General features: G+C 60.9%; 13 protein-coding genes and 1 pseudogene. 9 read left to right on the forward strand and 5 right to left on the reverse strand.

Annotation, left to right across the window (positions count from 1 at the left end):
- Positions 1–137: 137 nt before the first annotated feature.
- Complete coding sequence (locus ACIQV9_RS10125; protein ID WP_007896965.1) at positions 138–482, reverse strand: YggL family protein; 345 nt, start codon at positions 480–482, stop codon at positions 138–140.
- A 234-nt stretch (positions 483–716) separates the two neighbouring features.
- Between ACIQV9_RS10125 and dacB the strand changes: the two genes are divergently transcribed.
- Entirely contained in the window at positions 717–2,177 is a 1,461-nt protein-coding gene (gene dacB / locus ACIQV9_RS10130; protein ID WP_403100692.1) for a D-alanyl-D-alanine carboxypeptidase/D-alanyl-D-alanine-endopeptidase, read from the forward strand.
- A 198-nt stretch (positions 2,178–2,375) separates the two neighbouring features.
- On the opposite strand, the gene ACIQV9_RS10135 is transcribed toward dacB, so the two are convergent.
- Positions 2,376–4,778, reverse strand: a complete 2,403-nt coding sequence (locus ACIQV9_RS10135; RefSeq protein WP_403100695.1) for a diguanylate cyclase — start codon at positions 4,776–4,778, stop codon at positions 2,376–2,378.
- A gap of 141 nt (positions 4,779–4,919) precedes the next feature.
- A complete protein-coding gene (gene rlmKL / locus ACIQV9_RS10140; RefSeq protein WP_403100698.1) occupies positions 4,920–7,190 on the reverse strand; it encodes a bifunctional 23S rRNA (guanine(2069)-N(7))-methyltransferase RlmK/23S rRNA (guanine(2445)-N(2))-methyltransferase RlmL in 2,271 nt (756 codons plus the stop codon).
- A gap of 530 nt (positions 7,191–7,720) precedes the next feature.
- Here rlmKL and rmf point away from each other — a divergent pair.
- A complete protein-coding gene (gene rmf / locus ACIQV9_RS10145; RefSeq protein WP_003223300.1) occupies positions 7,721–7,936 on the forward strand; it encodes a ribosome modulation factor in 216 nt (71 codons plus the stop codon).
- A 311-nt stretch (positions 7,937–8,247) separates the two neighbouring features.
- On the opposite strand, the gene ACIQV9_RS10150 is transcribed toward rmf, so the two are convergent.
- Complete coding sequence (locus ACIQV9_RS10150; protein ID WP_403100701.1) at positions 8,248–9,267, reverse strand: quinone-dependent dihydroorotate dehydrogenase; 1,020 nt, start codon at positions 9,265–9,267, stop codon at positions 8,248–8,250.
- Positions 9,268–9,498: 231 nt separating this feature from the next.
- On the opposite strand from ACIQV9_RS10150, the gene ACIQV9_RS10155 reads away from it, so the two are divergent.
- The 7 genes and pseudogenes from ACIQV9_RS10155 to cobA all read left to right on the forward strand — a co-directional run bounded on the left by ACIQV9_RS10155 (position 9,499) and on the right by cobA (position 19,587).
- Positions 9,499–10,710 (forward strand): CmpA/NrtA family ABC transporter substrate-binding protein, encoded by a 1,212-nt coding sequence (locus tag ACIQV9_RS10155; RefSeq protein ID WP_403100704.1) that lies wholly within the window; start codon positions 9,499–9,501, stop codon positions 10,708–10,710.
- Positions 10,711–10,725: 15 nt separating this feature from the next.
- Positions 10,726–11,301 (forward strand): ANTAR domain-containing response regulator, encoded by a 576-nt coding sequence (locus ACIQV9_RS10160; protein ID WP_403100707.1) that lies wholly within the window; start codon positions 10,726–10,728, stop codon positions 11,299–11,301.
- A 356-nt stretch (positions 11,302–11,657) separates the two neighbouring features.
- Positions 11,658–12,869: a nitrate/nitrite transporter gene (locus ACIQV9_RS10165; protein ID WP_403100710.1), complete on the forward strand. Its 1,212-nt coding sequence runs from the start codon at positions 11,658–11,660 to the stop codon at positions 12,867–12,869.
- Positions 12,870–12,876: 7 nt separating this feature from the next.
- Positions 12,877–14,544 (forward strand): protein kinase, encoded by a 1,668-nt coding sequence (locus ACIQV9_RS10170; RefSeq protein ID WP_403100713.1) that lies wholly within the window; start codon positions 12,877–12,879, stop codon positions 14,542–14,544.
- A 294-nt stretch (positions 14,545–14,838) separates the two neighbouring features.
- Positions 14,839–16,095 (forward strand): annotated as a pseudogene (locus ACIQV9_RS10175) (NAD(P)/FAD-dependent oxidoreductase); the annotation flags it as partial.
- Positions 16,096–16,097: 2 nt separating this feature from the next.
- Positions 16,098–18,812, forward strand: a complete 2,715-nt coding sequence (locus ACIQV9_RS10180; protein WP_403100716.1) for a molybdopterin-dependent oxidoreductase — start codon at positions 16,098–16,100, stop codon at positions 18,810–18,812.
- 10 nt (positions 18,813–18,822) lie between these two features.
- Positions 18,823–19,587, forward strand: a complete 765-nt coding sequence (gene cobA, locus ACIQV9_RS10185) for a uroporphyrinogen-III C-methyltransferase (protein WP_403100718.1) — start codon at positions 18,823–18,825, stop codon at positions 19,585–19,587.
- Positions 19,588–19,669: 82 nt separating this feature from the next.
- On the opposite strand, the gene ACIQV9_RS10190 is transcribed toward cobA, so the two are convergent.
- A complete protein-coding gene (locus tag ACIQV9_RS10190) occupies positions 19,670–20,704 on the reverse strand; it encodes an OmpA family protein (protein ID WP_403101029.1) in 1,035 nt (344 codons plus the stop codon).
- Positions 20,705–20,720: the final 16 nt, after the last annotated feature.

Consider the following 20,720-nt stretch of genomic DNA (forward strand, 5'->3'; position numbering starts at 1 on the left):
GCGTGAGGCTTTTGTAGGAGCGAGGCTTGCCCGCGAAGGCATCCCCGAGATCGACATCGCAAGCCAAGCCAAGCCATGCACCTACAAAAATCAGGCATAAAAAAACGGCGACCCTTGGGTCGCCGTTTTTCAGAACATCAAGCTACCGGATTGATCGGCTTTTCCGGGTACCAGACGTCGATCAGCGGGCTGACGGTTGCTTCGGTCAGTTCGCTGCGGCCCTTGAGCCAGGCTTCAACAGCAGCGCGCTGCTCTTCGGACACCGAGCCACGCTTCTGCAGGCAAACCAGACCGAAGTCGTCGCCGCCAACATAACCCAGACCGTTGGCTTCCATGGCTTCTTTCAGGAACGCGTCGAGGAAAGCATCAATGGCTTCATCAGCCAAATCTTCTTTGAAATCCAGGTTCAGTTCGAAACCCAGCTCTTGAAATTCATCGACGCACAGTTTTTTGCGCAGACGCTGGGAACGGTTAGTCGCCATTGGAACAATCCTCATAAGTAATAACGGGCGGCACTTTAGCAGTTTAAGCCGCTAATTGCCCGACTCTCTGGGGTGCGTCGCTGACCGTCTGTAAAAAAATTGCGGATTAGAGGGCCACGGCAAGGCACAAGCCGTTACACCTTGGGGCATAATGCCGACACTTTCATGACCACTGAGGGAATTTATCTTCATGCCCTCGTCTTTTTTCCCCTCGAATGTAGGGTTTTATTTCACATGATCAAATCTTTGCGTCCATTGTTGCTGGCCGGCTTTCTTCTTCCTCTGGCCTTCTCCGTTTCCGCTGCCTCCATCAACACCGGTCTGTCCCCCAACGTCGAAAAGGCCCTCAAGGCCAGCAAGCTTCCGGACAACGCCCTGTCGCTGGTAATGATTCCGCTGAACGGCCCGGGCACCCCGACCATCTACAACGCTGACGTGTCGGTCAACCCGGCCTCGACCATGAAGCTGGTAACCACCTATGCCGCGCTGGAAATGCTCGGCCCGAACCATCAGTGGAAAACCGAGTTCTACACCGACGGCACCCTCAGCGGCGGCATTCTCAACGGCAACCTCTACCTCAAGGGTGGCGGCGATCCGAAACTGAACATGGAAAAACTCTGGCTGCTGATGCGTGACTTGCGCGCCAACGGCGTAACGCAAATCACCGGTGACCTGGTGCTCGACCGCGGCTTCTTCGTGCAACCGCAACTGCCGGTGTTCAACGACGACGGCAATGACGACAACAAGCCGTTCCTGGTCAAGCCCGACTCGCTGCTGGTCAACCTCAAGGCCTTGCGCTTTGTGGCGCGCAACGACAACGGCCGGGTCCTGGTGTCGGTGGAGCCACCGATTGCCAGCATCAACATTGAGAACCAGGTCAAAGCGGTCAATTCCAAGCAATGCACCGGTGGAGTGCGTTACAACCCGGTGACTCAGCCTGATGGCAGCGTGACCGTGACGGTCGGCGGTCAGTTGGGCGATGGCTGCAGCTCGCAGACGTATCTGTCGCTGCTTGACCACGCGACCTACACCGCCGGTGCCGTGCGGGCGATCTGGAAGGAACTGGGCGGCAGCATCCAGGGCAAGGATCGTCTGGCGCCGACGCCGAGCAACGCCAAGGTACTGGCCCGGGCCTACTCGCCGGATCTGGCGGAAATCATTCGCGACATCAACAAATACAGCAACAACACCATGGCTCAGCAGTTGTTCCTGAGCCTGGGCCAGAAATTCCGCACCGACGCCGACGGTGACGACGCCAAGGCCGCCCAGCGCGTGGTGCGTCAGTGGCTGGCGAAGAAAGGCATCACCGCGCCGCACCTTGTGATGGAGAACGGCTCCGGCCTGTCCCGCGCCGAACGGGTGAGCGCCCGTGAGATGGCGGCGATGCTGCAAGCCGCGTGGCGCAGCCCCTACTCCGCCGAGTTCATCAGTTCGATGCCGATTGCCGGCACCGACGGCACCATGCGCAAACGCCTGAAGACCACGGCGATGCGCGGTGAAGCCCACGTCAAGACCGGCACCCTGAACACCGTGCGCGCGATCTCCGGTTACAGCCGTGACGTCAATGGCAACACCTGGGCGGTGGTGGCGATCCTCAACGACAAAGCCCCGTTTGGCGCATCGTCGGTACTGGATCAGGTGCTGCTGGACCTGTATCGCCAGCCGAAAGTGCCGGAAACGGCTTCGGTGCTCTAACCCGCCCCTCCAAACACTGAAGATCAACTGTGGGAGCGAGCTTGTGTGGCGAGGGGATTTATCCCCGTTGGGCTGCGAAGCGGCCCCAGCACTTCATAGTCAAACCGCATGGGATGGGTTGACGACTGCTGCGCAGCCGAACGGGGATAAATCCCCTCGCCACAAAGACCAGCTCCTACAGGGGTTTTGCATACACCTTTAGCTGGTCTGCGGCTCGACTCGATCCCGTCCCGCCTGCTTCGCCGCGTACACCCCCGAATCCGCCCGCAGCAACAGCGCATCAGCGCCCTCCCCGACTCGCCAACTGGCAATCCCGAAACTCGCAGTCACTGTCCCCACGCCTTCGATCGGTGAACTGCGCAACCCTTGCCACAGTTGCAAGGCCAGCACATGCGCCTGTTCACCGTCGATGTCCGGGCACAGCACCATGAACTCCTCGCCACCCAGGCGGCAGAACACGTCGGTACGACGCAGACGATGACCGATGCGCTCGCACACGACCTGCAACACCCGATCGCCCACGGCGTGGCCATGCAGGTCATTGATGCGTTTGAAGTGGTCGATGTCGAGCATGATCACCGACAACTCGCCGCCACCGCGCTCCACCCTGACCATCTCGGTGGTCAGGCGCTCTTGAAAGTAGCGGCGGTTGTGGATGCCGGTCAGAGAGTCGGTGATCGACAGCGCCCGCAGCTCTTCCTCCACCCGCTTCAGATCGGAAATGTCCGAGATGTAGCCATGCCAGAGCACGCCGCCGCCCGGCAGTTCCTCCGGGGTCGCCTCGCCGCGAACCCAGCGCAGGCCACGCTGAGGCAGTTGCACCCGGTATTCCTCGCGCCACGGGCTGAGGGTGTCCGCCGACGCGCGGATCGAGGCGCGAACGCGGGTCGTGTCCTGGGGATGAATTCGCGTGAAAATCGCTTCTGCATTGAGCAACAGCACATCCGGCTCGAGTTCGTAGATCTCGCGAATCCCGTCGCTGGCGTAGATCACGCTGAAGCGACCGTCGAATTCCATCTTGAATTGATAAATGCCACCGGGCACATGGGCGCTGAGTTTTTTCAGCAACAGGTCGCGCGCAGCCAAAGCCTCGTGAACACGCTTGCGCTCAGTGATGTCGATGCAGACCGCCAGATGCCCGACCCACAGGCCTTGCTCGTCGAGGACCGGGGTCGCGAGCATGTTCACGGTCAAATGGCTGCCATCCTGACGAACCAGCGTCCACTCCCGCGCTTCGTGACCGCCCTCTTCCCCGCCTTCGACCAACATCGCCTGACAGGTCGGAATCGGCTTGCCATACCGCGCACTCAGCTCCGCCGAGCGTGCAACCAGCTCCCGGGGAAAGTGCAGGTTTTCCAGGGTCATGCGCCCCACCACTTCAGCGCTGGAATAGCCCAGCATTTGCTCGGCTCCGGCGTTGAAGGTGCTGATGACGCCTCGCAGGTCGGTAGCGATGATCGCTACCTGGGTCGCGGCATTCAGCACGCCGTGCAACTGGCCGTGGGTGCCGCGCAATTCCTGCTCACGGGCGTGTAATTCCTCGGTGCGCTGCTCGACCATCTTCAGCGCGCGCTGGCGCTGGCTGACCAGCACGTAGAGCAACGCACTGAGCAGCACACTGAGCAAACCACCGAGCACCACCAGGCTGGTCACCGAGGAATGGTTGGCTTTCAGAAAGGTTTCGCTGGGCAGGATGTCGACTTGATAGTCGTGGTCGGCCATACGCAGCAGGCGTGTCGCGGACAATTCACTGGGCGCAGGCGAGTTAAAGGACTCGTAAAGCACTTCGTGCTGATCGTCGGTGGACAGGTCGAGAATGCGCACCGAGAGATAGTCATAACTGGCCTCCGGCAACCCGTCCGCCAGCAACTGGCGCATGCTGATCACTGCCATCACATAGCCGTAGGGTTTCGCGGCCGCCGTCGCCGCATCACTCTGACGCTTCACCGGCGCCACCAGCAGCACCCCCCGCGCATAGGCCGGTTCGATGCCGACCAGATGCATCGGTTGCGAGACGGCCATGCTGCCCAGTTTGTCAGCCCGGTCAAGGGTGGCGCGGCGCAACGGCTGAGCGAACAAGTCGTAGCCGAGCGGCGAGCCGAGTCGGCTTAGGGTCTGGCTGTAGAGCACCACCACGTATTCATCCCGTTCGGCGGCCAATTGCAGTTGGCCCTCGGCATTGAGCTCACGCAGGGTGAAGTCGCTCAAACCTTCTTCTTCGCGCACCTTGCGCTCGAACTCTGCCCGCTCGGCACGGGTGACCCGTGCAGCGAATGAATACGCCTGGGTGCGGTGCAGCAACGGTTGGGTGTAACCGTCGAACTCCGCGCGGGAGACCGACTCGGAATTGGCGAAGAACCGGCGCAGGCCGTCGAGGCGCTGCTCCTGATCTTCGAAACGTTCTTCGATGCGGCTGTAACGTTCGCTGGCGAGCAGCTGGAAACGTTGCCGCAATTGCTGGTGAAACAGATTCAGTGTCGACCAGGCCAGCAATCCCGTCAGAATTCCGCCGACGAGCAATACCAGCAGCGCGACCAGCCAGGCCGAGACATCTTCACTGATAAAACCCAGGATCTTGGGGCGCACGGCCTGAAACGACATAGAGGCAACTCAAAATGCCAGGTGCCGGAAAAGCCCATTGGCCATGAGTGAGTTATAGCCATTAGCCACTAATTTGACCAGCACTGAAAGGACCCAAGAGCCTTTAAAAATCAAGGCCCTGTGGATCCAATCACTTATCTGTCAACGGGCTGTGATTTTCCAGGCACGGTGGATCTTGCCATTACGGGCGAAATCCGGATCGATGGTCTGGGCGGTGATTTCTTCAACGGCATAACGCGAGGCGAGGTTTTCCTCGAGCGTGAACTTGCGGAAGTTGTTGGAGAAGTACAACACGCCGCCCGGCGCCAGGCGCGCCATGGCCAGGTCGATCAACTGAACCTGGTCGCGCTGCACGTCGAAGATCCCTTCCATGCGCTTGGAGTTGGAGAACGTCGGCGGGTCGATGAAGATCAGGTCGTACTCGTCACGGCAGGCATCGAGCCATGCCATCACGTCACCCTGCTCCAGACGGTTCTTGTCGGAGAAACCGTTCAGCGACAGATTGCGACGCGCCCAGTCCAGGTAGGTTTTCGACAGGTCGACGCTGGTGGTGCTGCGCGCACCGCCCTTGGCCGCGTGAACGCTGGCGGTCGCGGTGTAGCAATACAGGTTGAGGAAGCGCTTGCCGGCCGCCTCTTTCTGGATGCGCATACGCATTGGGCGGTGGTCGAGGAACAGCCCGGTGTCGAGGTAATCCGTGAGGTTCACCAGCAACTTCACGCCGCCTTCGTTGACCTCGACGAACTTGCCTTGCGCCGCTTGGCGCTCGTACTGCTTGGTGCCGCTCTGACGCTCGCGGCGCTTGACCACCACGCGGCTCTTGTCGATGTTCAAGGCCTGCGGAATGGCGGCCAGGGCATCGAACATGCGCGCCGAGGCTTTTTCCGGGTCGATGGATTTAGGCGCGGCGTATTCCTGGACGTGGACCCAATCCTGATACAGGTCGATGGCCATGGAATATTCCGGCATGTCGGCATCGTAGACGCGGTAGCAATCAATGCCCTCGCGCTTGACCCACTTGCCCAAAGCCTTGAGGTTCTTTTGCAGGCGGTTGGCAAACATCTGACCGCCTTCGCTCAAGCGCGGTTGCTCGATCACCACCGGGGCCGGTTTGATCGGGTTACCGTTCTTGTTGTACTTCTCGTATTTGCCGGGTGCCACGTCATTGTCTGCGACTTCGACTTCGGCCTGCTCACGCTCAACCTGACGCTGTTCCGGGGTGCGACGCTCGCCGGTGACGAACTGGTCCGGAGTGACTTTGATCAGCAGCAATTTGCACGGCAAGGCGCCGTTCCAGAACGAATACTGTTTGTGACTGCGGATGCCCATGCGCTTGCCCAGGTCCGGGGCGCCGGTGAACACCGCCGCTTCCCAGTTCAGGCAGGCCTGACGCAGACGCTCGCCAAGGTTCTGGTAGAGGTAGAGCAAGCTCGCCTCGTCGCCCAGACGCTCGCCGTAAGGCGGGTTGCAGATCACCAGACCTTTCTGATTCTGGTCCGGGCGCGGTTCGAAGGTGCCGACTTCGCCCTGGTAGATCTTGATCCACTCGCTCAGACCCGCACGCTCGACGTTGTTGCGGCCCGGTTGAATCAGGCGCGGGTCGGCTTCGTAACCGCGAATCCACAGCGGTGGCTTGGCCAGACCGGCTGCGGCGCGCTCGGTGGCTTCTTCGTGGAGTTTTTTCCACAGCGCCGGCACGTGACCGAGCCAGGCGGTAAAGCCCCACTGTTCGCGACGCAGGTTCGGCGCCATGTCGGCGGCGATCATTGCCGCTTCGACGAGGAACGTGCCGACACCGCACATCGGGTCAGCCAGTGCGCCGCCATCGGCCGCAATGCGTGGCCAGCCGGAACGGATCAGGATGGCGGCCGCGAGGTTTTCCTTCAGCGGCGCCGCGCCCTGCTGCAAACGATATCCGCGCTGGTGCAGGCTGTGGCCCGAGAGGTCCAGGGACAAAATGGCTTCGCCACGGTCCAGGCGCAGGTGAATGCGCAGGTCCGGGTTGAGCTTGTCGATGGAAGGACGGTCGCCTTGGGGGGTGCGCAGTTTGTCGACGATGGCGTCTTTGACTTTCAAGGCGCCGAAGTGAGTGTTGTCGATACCCGAGCCATGACCGCTGAACTCAACGGCCAGGGTGCCGTCGTTGAGCATGTGGTCTTGCCACTCGATGTCGAGTACGCCGTGGTACAGGTCTTCGGCGTCCTTCATCGGGAAACGCTTGAGCACCAGCAGCACCCGGTTCGCCAGACGCGACCACAGGCACAGACGATAAGCGGTTTCCATGGTGGCCATGCCGCGCACGGCAGAGGTGTGCTCACGTGCTTCTTCAAGGCCAAGCCCGACGGCTTCCTCGATCAGCAGGCCTTCAAGGCCTTTGGGGCAAGTGAGGAAGATTTCGAATTGATCGGACATTGGAATTTCAGAGCCTTTAGCTAAGTGAACCGGCAACGCATTGCCGGCCCGGTTTTCAATCAGGCGCTTTTCTAAAAGAGCGCCCGCGTGGCACGAAGGTGTGCCGTCCCACCTGTGCTGCTCAGGTTAGAAGAGCTTAGATGCACAGGCAGATAAAAAAGTTGATGCAACAAAATGTCATAAGCCGACCCTTCGTCGAATAGTCTTCCTGCTCAACAGGAGCCATTCTCACTAAAGGATTAACCCCAACATCCTGCGGGGGGCCGATCATACAGGGCTTTGACCAATAAACACGGGACAAACATCGTGTTACTTATGGCCTTAGCATCTTTATGGTTACGTTCTTATGACAAAACGGTCATTCCCTCGATGTGACGCATTGGTTAGAACTCAACACAGGTTGACGCCGCAACGACGTCAACACCTTGGCTCGCGACGCCGGCAGCGAGCCCCAACGGCAGGAGTTTTTCTGCCAGACCTCAATTGAGGTCGACGCGATAAATACAGTCAACAAGTGAGGGCAACACCCTATGAGAAGACTTAAGCGTGATCCGTTGGAAAGAGCATTTTTGCGCGGATATCAATATGGCGTTGGTGGCAAATCCCGTGAGCTTTGCCCATTTACTCTACCGTCGGTACGCCAAGCCTGGATTAACGGCTGGCGAGAAGGACGCGGCGACAACTGGGACGGTATGACCGGCACTGCGGGAATCCACAGACTCAACGAACTTCACGCCGTCGGCTAACACAGGGCACACACTCCGACACGACAATCTGATTACGTAACGACTTACCACGCACGCCCCATCCGGGCGGCGGGCTCCGGCCCAGGGGCTCCTTCGAGGAGCCCTTTTTTATGCCTGTAAAAATTGCGGTAGGCTTTTGTGGCGAGGGGATTTATCCCCGTTCGGCGGCGAAGCCGTCGCAAATCCTGCCAATGAGTTTTGACTGATTCACCGAGTTGACTGGTTTTGGGGCCGCTTCGCGACCCAACGGGGATAAATCCCCTCGCCACAAAGAACTCACCTCAGCCCAGAAGCACTCTTGCCACAGGGGTTCAGCGCAGGGCGGCGATGGCGTCGACGGACTCGCGAATCAACGCCGGGCCTTTGTAGATGAAGCCGGAGTAGATCTGTACCAGGCTTGCCCCCGCGGCGATTTTCTCGGCCGCGTGCTTGCCCTCGGTGATGCCGCCCACGGCGATGATCGGCAAGCGACCAGCCAGTTCCGCTGCCAGCACCTTCACGGTGTGGGTGCTCTTGTCGCGAACCGGTGCGCCGGACAGACCGCCCGCTTCGTCACCATGCTCCATGCCTTCGACGCCCACGCGGCTCAGGGTGGTGTTGGTGGCGATCACCGCGTCCATCCCGGTTTCGATCAACGCCTGCGCGACCTGTGCGGTTTCTTCGTCGGTCATGTCCGGAGCAATCTTGATCGCCAGCGGAACATGTTTGCCGTGGCGCAGGGCCAGTTCTGCGCGACGGGTCGCCAGATCAGCCAGCAATTGCTTGAGCGAATCGCCGAATTGCAGGCTGCGCAGGCCCGGGGTGTTCGGCGAGCTGACGTTGACCGTCACGTAGCTGGCATGGGCGTAGACCTTGTCCAGGCAGATCAGGTAATCGTCGACGGCGCGCTCGACCGGCGTATCGAAGTTCTTGCCGATGTTGATGCCCAGCACGCCTTTGTATTTGGCCGCCGCCACGCGCGCCAGCAGGTGATCGACGCCAAGGTTGTTGAACCCCATGCGGTTGATGATCGCCTCGGCCTCCGGCAAACGGAAAATCCGTGGCTTGGGGTTGCCCGGCTGCGGACGCGGGGTGATGGTGCCGATTTCGACAAAACCGAAACCCAGCTGGGCAAACCCGTCGATGGCCGCGCCGTTCTTGTCCAGACCGGCCGCCAAACCTACCGGGTTCGGAAACTCCAGCCCCATGACGTTCACCGGCATATTCGCCGGCGCCTTGCACAGCAAACCGTTGAGGCCCAAACGCCCGCCCGCGCCGATCAGGTCCAGGGACAGATCGTGGGAGGTTTCCGGGGAAAGTTTGAACAACAGCTGACGGGCCAGGGTGTACATGGGCGGTTTTGACTCGAATGGCGGCGAAATGAGGCGGCGATTATAGCCGTGCATCGCGGTCGCAAGCGAGGTGCGCGACAAAATCAGCGGGCGATGGCATATGCCTTGCACCATCACTGACATCAGCACTCATGCCAACGGCGGGATGAGTCAAAAGACAAAGGCGTCGTCACCTGGCCTTGCCCTGGCAAGCAGCCCGGTACGGCGCTTTTTTTTGGAAGGTGTTTAGCCATGAATGAAACCACAGTAGGCCCACTGGCCTGGGTCAATGGCAGCGATGCCCCGGAAAAGACTGAAATCAACCTCGGCTTCATGGCCCTGAGCGACTGCGCCTCGGTGGTGGTCGCGGCCACGCAGGGTTTCGCGCAGCCTTACGGCCTGACCCTGAACCTCAAGCGCCAGTCGTCCTGGGCCAACCTGCGGGACAAACTGGTCAGCGGCGAACTCGACGCCGCCCACAGCCTGTACGGTCTGATCTACGCCGTGCACCTGGGCATCGGCGGCGTGGCGCCGACCGACATGGCGGTGCTCATGGGCCTGAACCAGAACGGCCAGAGCATTAACCTCTCTCATGGCTTGCAGGCCTTGGGGGTGACCAGTCCTGAAGCACTTCACCTGCACGTGCACCAAAGTCGCCCAAAACTGACCTTCGCCCAGACATTTCCCACAGGCACCCACGCCATGTGGCTGTATTACTGGCTCGCAAGTCAGGGCATCCATCCGTTGCAGGACGTCGACAGCGTGGTGGTGCCGCCGCCACAGATGGTCACGCACCTGCAAGCCGGGCGCATCGATGGTTTCTGCGTCGGCGAGCCGTGGTCCGCCAGCGCAGTGAAGCAGAACCAGGGATTCACGATGGCGACGAGCCAAAGCATCTGGCCCGACCATCCGGAAAAGGTCCTCGGCTGCACCCGCGCCTTTGTCGAGCAGTACCCGAACACCGCCCGGGCGTTGGTGATGGCGATCCTCGAAGCCAGCCGCTTTATCGAAGACAGCAGCGAAAACCGCCGCAGCACCGCGAAGCTGTTGAGCGCACCCGAATACCTTGATGCGCCGCTCGATTGCATCGAACCGCGCTTGCTCGGCGACTACGCCGATGGCCTCGGCAATCGCTGGCAGGACCCGCACGCCCTACGTTTCCATGCGGGCGGTGAGGTCAACGTGCCGTACTTGTCCGACGGCATGTGGTTCATGACCCAGTTCCGCCGCTGGGGCCTGTTGCGCGACGACCCGGATTACCTCGGCGTGGCCCGTCAGGTCCAACAACTAGACTTGTACCGAGAGGTCGCCAGCGCAGTCGGTGTTGCCTCCGAGGGCGAGGCAATGCGCAGCAGCCAGTTGATCGACGGCAAAATCTGGGACGGCTCCGACCCGACCGGCTATGCCCGCAGTTTCAAGTTGCACGCCATGAGCGACAGCTCGCCCCTTCTCGCCAGCCGCTGACAGGAGATTGCGAATATGTTGCGTATCCTGCTGATCAACGACACCGCGAAGAAAGTCGGTCGCCTGAAAGCGGCCCTGACCGAAGCCGGGTTCGAGGTGATCGACGAATCCGGCCTGACCATCGACCTGCCCGCGCGCGTCGAAACGGTGCGTCCGGACGTGATCCTGATCGATACCGAGTCACCGAGCCGCGATGTGATGGAGCAAGTCGTGCTGGTGAGTCGCGACCAACCGCGGCCGATTGTGATGTTTACCGATGAACACGACCCCGGTGTGATGCGTCAGGCGATCAAGTCCGGCGTCAGCGCCTACATCGTCGAAGGCATTCACGCACAACGCTTGCAGCCGATTCTCGACGTCGCCATGGCCCGCTTTGAAAGCGACCAGGCCCTGCGCGCCCAGCTCAACGCCCGCGACCAGCAACTGGCCGAGCGCAAGCGCATCGAGCTGGCCAAGGGGCTGCTGATGAAAATGAAGGACTGCAACGAAGAAGAGGCCTACACCCTCATGCGCCGCCAGGCCATGAGCCGGCAGCAGAAGCTGATTCAGGTGGCGGAGCAGATTATTGCCATGAGTGAACTGCTGGGCTAAGGCCTTGCGGAGCCTGTGAAGACGCCTTCGCGGGCAAGCCTCGCTCCTACAGGTTTTGTGTAACCCACAACTTCTGAACCCACCACAAAACCTGTAGGAGCGAGGCTTGCCCGCGAACCGCCACGACGCGGTTTCACCTGTTGGCACAGATCTGGCTAAGTAATCACTACAGGTAACCAACGGCGGTTGCCCCACCTACGACAAAGACGTCGCTCACCTCATTTGCCCACGGCGAATCGGGTGGCGGCGTTTTTTCGTTTTGGCCCCAGAGATCGGGGCCGGTGGTGCGGCCGAGGCGGCGCCCCACCTGCAAGCTCCTGACTCCTTCTCGAGACTCCCTACAGTTGAGGTGCGCGATGAATTCAAGCTTCTGGAAATCCGGTCATACGCCGACGTTGTTCGCAGCGTTCCTCTATTTCGACCTGAGTTTCATGGTCTGGTACCTGCTCGGCCCCTTGGCGGTGCAGATCGCCGCCGACCTGCACCTGACCACCCAACAGCGCGGGCTGGTGGTGGCCACGCCGATTTTGGCCGGGGCGGTATTGCGCTTTGTCATGGGCTTGCTGGCTGATCGCCTGTCGCCGAAAACCGCCGGGCTGATTGGCCAGGTGATCGTCATCTGTGCGCTGTTCGGCGCCTGGAAACTCGGCATTCACAGCTACGAGCAAGCGCTGGTGCTGGGCCTGTTCCTCGGCATGGCCGGTGCGTCGTTCGCCGTCGCGCTGCCGCTGGCCTCGCAATGGTATCCGCCGCAGCACCAAGGCAAGGCCCTGGGCATCGCCGGTGCCGGTAACTCGGGCACCGTGCTCGCCGCATTGATCGCCCCGGTGCTGGCGGCCGCCTTCGGCTGGAGCAACGTCTTCGGTTTCGCCCTGATCCCGCTGATCCTGACCATCATTGTGTTCGCCTGGCTGGCCAAAAACGCCCCTGAGCGGCCGAAAGCCAAGTCCATGTCCGACTACTTGAAGGCATTGGGCGACCGCGACAGCTGGTGGTTCATGTTTTTCTACAGTGTGACCTTCGGCGGCTTCATTGGCCTGGCCAGCGCCCTGCCCGGCTATTTCAACGACCAATACGGCCTGAGCCCGGTCACCGCCGGCTACTACACCGCAGCCTGTGTGTTCGGTGGCAGCCTGATGCGTCCATTGGGCGGCGCGCTGGCGGACCGATTCGGCGGGATTCGCACATTGCTGGGGATGTACACGGTTGCAGCGGTCTGCATCGCGGCGGTGGGTTTCAACTTGCCGAGTTCCTACGCGGCACTGGCGCTTTTCGTCTGCACCATGCTCGGTTTGGGTGCGGGTAACGGCGCGGTTTTCCAATTGGTCCCGCAGCGTTTTCGTCGGGAGATCGGCGTGATGACCGGTTTGATCGGCATGGCCGGCGGCATCGGTGGTTTCGCACTGGCGGCGGGCATGGGCGCAATCAAGCAAAGCACCGGCAGCTATCAACTGGCCTTGTGGCTGTTCGCCAGCCTTGGCGTACTCGCCTGGTTCGGTCTGCACGGGGTGAAACGTCGCTGGAGAACCACCTGGGGTTCGGCCGCTGTGACCGCTGCCCGGGTCTGAGACCTCAATGAGCCTGCAACTGAGTTTTGCCGAAGCGAGTGCCATCGGCCCTCGCGAGGAAAATCAGGACGCCCTGCGCCTGGTCACTCCGGCCCCGGCGCTGGCAGCGAGCAAGGGTTACCTGTTCGCCATCGCCGATGGGGTCAGTCAGTGCGCCGACGGCGGTCTCGCCGCCCGTTCGACCTTGCAGGCCTTGGCGCTGGACTATTACGCCACCCCGGAAACCTGGGGTGTCGCTCAGGCGCTGGATCGCCTGCTGCTGGCGCAAAATCGCTGGTTGCAGGCCAATGGCGGTGGGCAACCGTTGCTCACCACCGTCAGTGCTTTGGTCATGCGCGGCAGGCGTTTTACCCTGGCCCATGTCGGCGATTGCCGGGTGTATCGCTGGCACGCCGACACGTTGCAGCGAGTCAGCGAGGATCACGTTTGGGACCAGCCGGGCATGCAGCACGTGCTCAAGCGTGCCCTGGGGCTCGATCAGCATTTAGTCCTGGATTTTCTCGACGGTGAATTGCGCCTCGATGAGAGCTTCGTGCTGCTCAGCGATGGCATCTGGGCTGTTCTGGGCGACACCGCCATTGCGGCGATTCTGCGCGATCAACCGGACCTGCACAGCGCTGCGCAAACCCTGGTCAGCGCAGCGCACTTGGCCGGCAGTCAGGACAATGCCAGCGCTCTGTTGGTGCGAGTCGATGCCCTCGGTGAAACGAGCATCGGCGATGCGCTGATTCATTTGCAGCAATGGCCGCTGCCGCCCGCGCTGAAACCGGGCCAGACGTTCGAAGGTTGGCAGGTCGAAGGGATTCTCGGCCAGAGCCAGCAGTCGTTGCTTTATCGGGTTCGCGACAGCCAACAACAACCCTGGCTGCTGAAAACCTTGCCTGGGGCGCTGCGCGACGATCACTTGGCCGGGCAAGCATTGCTGTCGGAGGAGTGGTTTCTCAAGCGCGTGGCCGGACGGCATTTCCCTGAAGTCCATGCCGCCAGTCAGCGTCAGCATTTGTACTACGTGATGCGTGAATATTCCGGATCGACCCTGGCGGAGTTGCACGAACGGGTTGCAGCGCTGCCGCTGGCGCAATGGCAGGATTTGGCCGAGCGTCTGCTTAAGGCCGTCGGCATGCTGCATCGACGGCAGATTCTCCATCGCGATATCAAGCCGGAGAACTTGCTGTTGGGGGATGACGGTGAGTTGCGCCTGCTGGATTTCGGCCTCGCTTACTGTCCGGGCCTGTCCGAGGATCAGCCGACGGCCCTGCCCGGAACGCCGAGCTATATCGCGCCGGAAGCCTTTCGCGGTGATGCACCGACACCGCAACAGGACTTGTATGCCGTTGGCGTGACCTTGTATTTCTTGCTGACCGGGCATTATCCCTACGGCGAGATCGAAGCCTTCCAGCGCCCACGGTTCGGGGTTCCTGTCAGCGCCAGTCGCTATCGACCCGACCTGCCGGAATGGATTGCGCAAAGTCTGGAGCGCGCCGTGGCGGCGGATCCGGGTCAACGCTTTGAAACAGCGGAAGAATGGTTGCTGCTGTTGGAACAAGGCGAGCGGCGCAGTTTGAGCGTGCGACCCAGACCGCTGCTGGAGCGCGAACCGTTGAAGGTCTGGCGGACATTGGCGCTCGTGTCGTTGCTGGTGAACCTGGTGCTGCTGGTTGTAGCGCTCCATTAATGGGCAATGCGCTTTGATTCGGTGCAATAAATCACAGACCTCGGTTTGAGACCGCGACCCAACCCCAGCAAATTCGGGCATCTGAAGAACCTGGCACAACCACTGCATTACCTCTCCCAACAGACATAAAGCCCAGCCTTCAACGATGAAGGGTGCGCTTCCCGAGAGAACGGGACCAGGACAAAGGCGTCCTCGCTAGGCAACTAGCGGGACGCCTTTTTTTGTTTGCGCAAAATTTGTCGAGCAAGACCTGACAGCCCTGCTGAGGCGGGTCCGAGCTCCCCGGAGAACCTGATGAAAAAACTAAAACTGGTGATGATCGGCAACGGCATGGCCGGGGTTCGTACCCTGGAAGAACTGCTCAAGCTGAGCACCGAGCTGTACGACATCACGGTCTTCGGCGCCGAACCCCATACCAACTACAACCGCATCCTGCTGTCGCCGGTACTGGCCGGTGAGCAGACCTTTGAAGAGATCGTGCTGAACGACCTCGACTGGTACCTGGACAACCACATCAAATTGCTGCTCAACCGCAAAGTGGTGGAGATCGACCGGATCAAACGCAGGGTCATCGCCGACGACGGCACCGAAGCGGAATACGATCGCCTGCTGATCGCGACCGGCTCGACTCCGTTCATCCTGCCGATCCCCGGCAACACCTTGCAGGGCGTGATTGGCTATCGCGACATCGCCGACACCCAAGCCATGATCAACACCGCGAAAACCCACAAGCACGCGGTGGTGATCGGTGGCGGCCTGCTCGGCCTGGAAGCCGCCAACGGCCTGATGCTGCGCGGCATGCACGTCACCGTGGTGCACATTGGCGAGTGGTTGCTGGAGCGGCAGCTGGACAAAACCAGTGGTCAACTCCTGCAAACCGCCCTGGAAGCCCGTGGCCTGCATTTTCGTCTGAGCGAACAGACCCAGGCCCTGCACGATGCCGGTAATGGCCGGATCGGCTCGGTTGAATTCAAGAACGGCGACATCATCCCCGCCGATCTGGTGGTCATGGCCGCTGGCATCCGCCCCAGCACTGACCTTGCGGAAAAATCCGGCCTCCCCTGCAATCGCGGGATTCTGGTCAATGACACACTGCAAACCTACGACCCACGGATCTACGCGATTGGCGAATGCGCCAACCACCGTGGCACCGCCTACGGCCTGGTCGCGCCGCTGTTCGAGCAAGCCAAGGTCTGCGCCAACCACCTCGCCCAACTGGGCTTCGCCACCTACAAGGGCTCGGTGACGTCGACCAAACTGAAAGTCACCGGCATCGATCTGTTTTCCGCTGGCGACTTCATGGGCGGCGAAGGCACTGAAACCATCACCCTCTCCGACCCGATCGGCGGAATCTATAAAAAACTGGTGATCAAGGATGACGTGCTGGTCGGCGCCTGCCTGTACGGCGATACGGAAGATGGCGGTTGGTATTTCCGGCAGATCCGTGAGAATCACGCCATCGACGAGATCCGCGATCACCTGATGTTTGGCAGCTCTTCTTTTCTGGGGCTGGCCCTCGGCGATGCAGGACACCAAGGCCGGGAAGCAAGCTGATGAACCAGATCACCGCTTCCACCTGCTGCTACTGCGGGGTCGGCTGCGGCGTGCTGATCGAGCATGACGGCGAGCGCATCCTCGGCGTCAATGGCGATCCGAGCCACCCGGCCAACTTCGGCAAGCTGTGCAGCAAGGGTTCGACCCTGCACCTGACGGGCGACTTGACCGCGCGAGCGTTGTACCCCGAATTGCGCCTGGGCAAAGGCTTGGCCCGCAGCCGCACCGACTGGGACACCGCTCTCGATCATGCGGCCAATGTCTTCACCCAAACCATCGCCGAACACGGCCCGGACAGCGTGGCGTTCTACATTTCCGGGCAACTGCTGACCGAGGACTATTACGCCTTCAACAAACTGGCGCGAGCGCTGGTGGGCACCAACAACATCGACAGCAATTCGCGGCTGTGCATGTCGTCCGCGGTGGTCGGCTACAAGCGCAGCCTGGGCGCCGATGCGCCGCCGTGCAGTTACGAAGACCTGGAACTGAGCGACTGCGTGATGATCGTCGGCAGCAACATGGCCTACGCCCACCCGGTGCTGTTTCGTCGCCTGGAAGAAGCCCGGTCCCACCGCCCGCAGATGAAAGTCATCGTCATTGACCCACGTCGTACCGACACCTGCGATTTGGCTGACCTGCACCTCGCGATCCTTCCCGGGACCGATGTCGCCTTGTTCCATGGGATTTTGCACCTGCTGCTGTGGGAAGACTGGGTCGACCGTGACTTCATCAAAGCCCACACCGAAGGCCTGGCCGAACTGAAAAATCTGGTACGCGATTACACGCCGTCAATGGTGTCGCAGCTGTGTGGGATCGAGGTCGAGCAATTACAGGAATGCGCCAAATGGATCGGCACCTCCAAGCGTTTTCTGTCGCTGTGGTGCATGGGGCTTAACCAATCCACATCCGGCAGCGCAAAAAACAGCGCGCTGATCAACCTGCACCTGGCCACCGGGCAAATCGGCCGGCCGGGCGCAGGACCTTTCTCCCTGACGGGTCAGCCAAATGCCATGGGTGGACGGGAAACCGGCAGCCTGTCGAACCTGCTGCCTGGCCATCGAGAAGCGGCCAATGCCGAGCATCGCGCGGAAGTGGCGGCTTACTGGGGTGTTGATCAACTGCCGGAAAACACCGGGCTCACCGCGATCGAGTTGTTTGAGCAGGTTCGCAGCGGAAAAATCAAAGCCCTGTGGATCGCCTGCACCAACCCCGCCCAATCGTTGCCGGACCAGACCGCCGTGCGCGCCGCCCTGGAGGCCTGCCCGTTCGTGGTGTTGCAGGAAGCCTTTCGCACCACCGAGACCGCCGCCTTCGCCGACCTGCTGTTGCCCGCCGCCAGTTGGGGCGAGAAGGACGGCACGGTGACCAACTCTGAACGGCGTATTTCCCACGTCCGCCGGGCCATCGTCGCACCGGGTGAAGCGCGTGCCGACTGGGCGATCACGGCGGACTTCGCACAACGCCTGGAAAAACAGCTGCGTCCTGGGCAAAACAGTCTGTTTGCCTTTGAAACGCCGGCGCAGGTCTTCGACGAATACAAATACCTGACCCGCGGGCGTGATCTGGACCTGTCCGGGATCAGTCATGAGCTGATCGACCGCCTCGGTCCACAACAATGGCCCTTTCCCACTGGCGCCAGCGAAGGTACTGCCCGGCTGTACCTCGACGGAATTTTCCCGACCGCCAGCGGACGCGCTCAGTTTGTGGCCGATCCGTATCGCGCGGCCAAGGAACAGCGCGACGCACACTTTCCGCTGACGCTGATTACCGGCCGCTTGCGCGATCAATGGCACGGCATGAGCCGCACTGGCACCGCCGCGCAGCTGTTCGGTCATGTCAGCGAGGCGGTGTTGAGCCTGCACCCGGATGAACTGCGTCGGCATCGCTTGCAATCTGGCGATCTGGTCAGCCTGAAAAGTCGGCGTGGCGCGGTGATTGTGCCGGTCGCCAGCGACGACAGCGTGCGGCCCGGCCAAGCCTTTATGCCGATGCATTTTGGTGACCGTTTCCTCAAGGGCGGCGTGAACACCCTCACCCTGCCCGCCTTCGATCCGCTGTCGAAACAACCGGAACTCAAACACAGCGGCGTGCGACTTGAACCTGTGCAACTGCCGTGGCAGCTGTTCGCCTTGGTTGAAGGCAATGTTCAACAACATTTCGAGACGCTACGACCGCTCTGTGAGGCGTTTTCCTACGCCAGCCTCAGCCTTATCGGCCGCGAACGCCCTGCGCTGCTGATACGCGCTGCCAGCGCGATCGCGCCTGATCCGCAACTGCTGCGTGATATCGACCAATGCCTGGCGCTCAACCACGGTCCGGTACTGGCCTACGACGACCCGGGGCGTTCCATCGGCAAACGCGTGCGGATCGAGAACGGGCGGATCACCGTGATTCGCCTGGCCGGCGAAACCCTCGCCCAGCACTGGCTGCAAAACCTCTGGCTTGAGGGCCGCGTCGACGAACAACTGCGGCGCTGGCTGCTGGCACCGCTGAGCATGCCACCGGGCAACGCGGGTACAGCGGCCACGGCCACGAAAACCCTGTGCAACTGCAAGAACGTCAGTCAAGGCGCGGTCTGCGCCGGCATTAGCCGTGGCCTGGATTTACAGGGTTTGAAACAAGAATTGGGCTGCGGCACGCAATGCGGCTCCTGCGTACCGGAAATCAAACGTCTGCTGGCTGCCACTGCGCAGCCGGTCGCCGTCATCTCGTGAGGAAAATACGATGAGCGCAAAAGTCTGGCTGGTGGGTGCGGGCCCTGGCGACCCTGAATTACTGACCCTCAAGGCTGTTCGGGCGTTGAGAGAAGCGGATGTGGTGTTGATCGACGATCTGGTCAATGACGCGGTGCTGGAGCACTGCCCCGGCGCGCGGATCATTGCCGTGGGCAAACGCGGCGGCTGTCGCTCCACGCCTCAAGCCTTCATTCATCGCCTGATGCTGCGTTATGCCCGCCACGGCAAATGCGTGGTGCGGCTCAAGGGCGGCGATCCGTGCATCTTCGGTCGCGGCGGTGAAGAGGCGCAGTGGCTGCGCGAGCGCGGTGTTGAAGTCGAACTGGTCAACGGCATCACTGCCGGGCTGGCGGGTGCGACGCAATGCGCTATTCCATTGACCCTGCGCGGCGTTGCTCGGGGTGTGACGCTGGTCACCGCCCACACTCAGGATGGCAGCAGCCTGAACTGGCAAGCCCTGGCCCAAAGCGGCACGACGTTGGTGATCTACATGGGTGTGGCGAAGCTGAGCGAGATTGGCGAGCAACTGCTGGCCGGGGGAATGGCCGCGGATACGCCGGTGGCAATGATAGAAAACGCTTCCCTGCCGCACCAACGGGAATGTCGGAGCGATTTGACGGCCATGGAAGAAGATGCCCGTAGCTTTGAATTGAAAAGCCCGGCGATCCTGGTGATTGGCGCTGTTGCAGCATGCGGCACTCAATCCCTGTGGGAGCGCGACTTGCCCGCGATGACGGCTGATCAGTCAGCCTGAATCCACCTGACTCACCTCCCTCACCAAATCGCAGACAAAGAAAAGCCCGGCCTAAGCCGGGCTTTTCAGAGCTGCGCGCTAATTACTTAGCGTTAGCTTCAACCTGCGCTTCTACGCGACGGTTTACAGCGCGGCCAGCGTCAGTTTTGTTGTCAGCAACTGGGCGGGATTCGCCGTAGCCAACAGACTGAACGCGAGTCGATTCAACACCGTACTGGTTGGTCAGAACTTGCTTAACGGCGTTTGCACGACGCTCGGACAGTTTCTGGTTGTAAGCGTCAGGACCGACGGAGTCAGTGTGACCTTCAACAGTAGTGCTGGTAGATGGGTACTGCTTCATGAAGTCAGCGAGGTTTTTGATGTCGCCGTAGCTGTTAGGCTTGACTACCGACTTGTCGAAGTCGAATTTCACGTCCAGTTCAACACGAACAACTTCAGCAACTGCTGGGCAGCCATCAGCGTCAACAGTTACGTTGGCTGGGGTGTCCGGGCACTTGTCAACGTTGTCGCACACGCCATCGTTGTCGCTGTCGGAGCAGACTTCAGCTGGTGCTGGAACTGGAGCAGCAGCAGGCTTGGAGCCGCCACCGAAGTTCACACCGATACCGACGCTTGGAGCCCACTCGGTGTCGCCCTGGTCGATGTTGTATTGAGCTTCAACGCCAGCACGGGCGTAGAAGTTGTCGGTGAAGTACAGTTTTGCACCGCCGCCAACGTTGGCGAAGGTGGAACGGTTACGACCGCCCGAACCGTTCTGACCGATGCTTTGATCGGAGAAACCAGCCGATACGTAAGGACGCAGCATGTCGCCTGGGTTGTTGAAGTGGTACAGAGCGTCCAGAGCGGTGTTAGCACCCTTGATGTTACGACCGTCGTCGGAACGTACGTTGTGCACTTCGTCGTAGGCCAGACGCAGTTCAACGTCGTCGGTCAGGAAGTAACCGATCGAACCGCCGAACAGGTTGCCGTTGTTCTTGAAGTTACGAGCGCTGTCGAATTGTTCTTTCTTGGCGAAGCCTTCGATTTCAACTGCGCCTTGGCCTTGTGCCAGAGCGCCGAACGAAGTGGCGGCAATCAAAGAACCAATGGCCAAGCCCAAGGTGTTTTTCAGTTTCAGCCGTGAAATCCCCATC

It is taken from the genome of Pseudomonas sp. NPDC099000 (assembly GCF_044759925.1).
Classification (GTDB): domain Bacteria; phylum Pseudomonadota; class Gammaproteobacteria; order Pseudomonadales; family Pseudomonadaceae; genus Aquipseudomonas.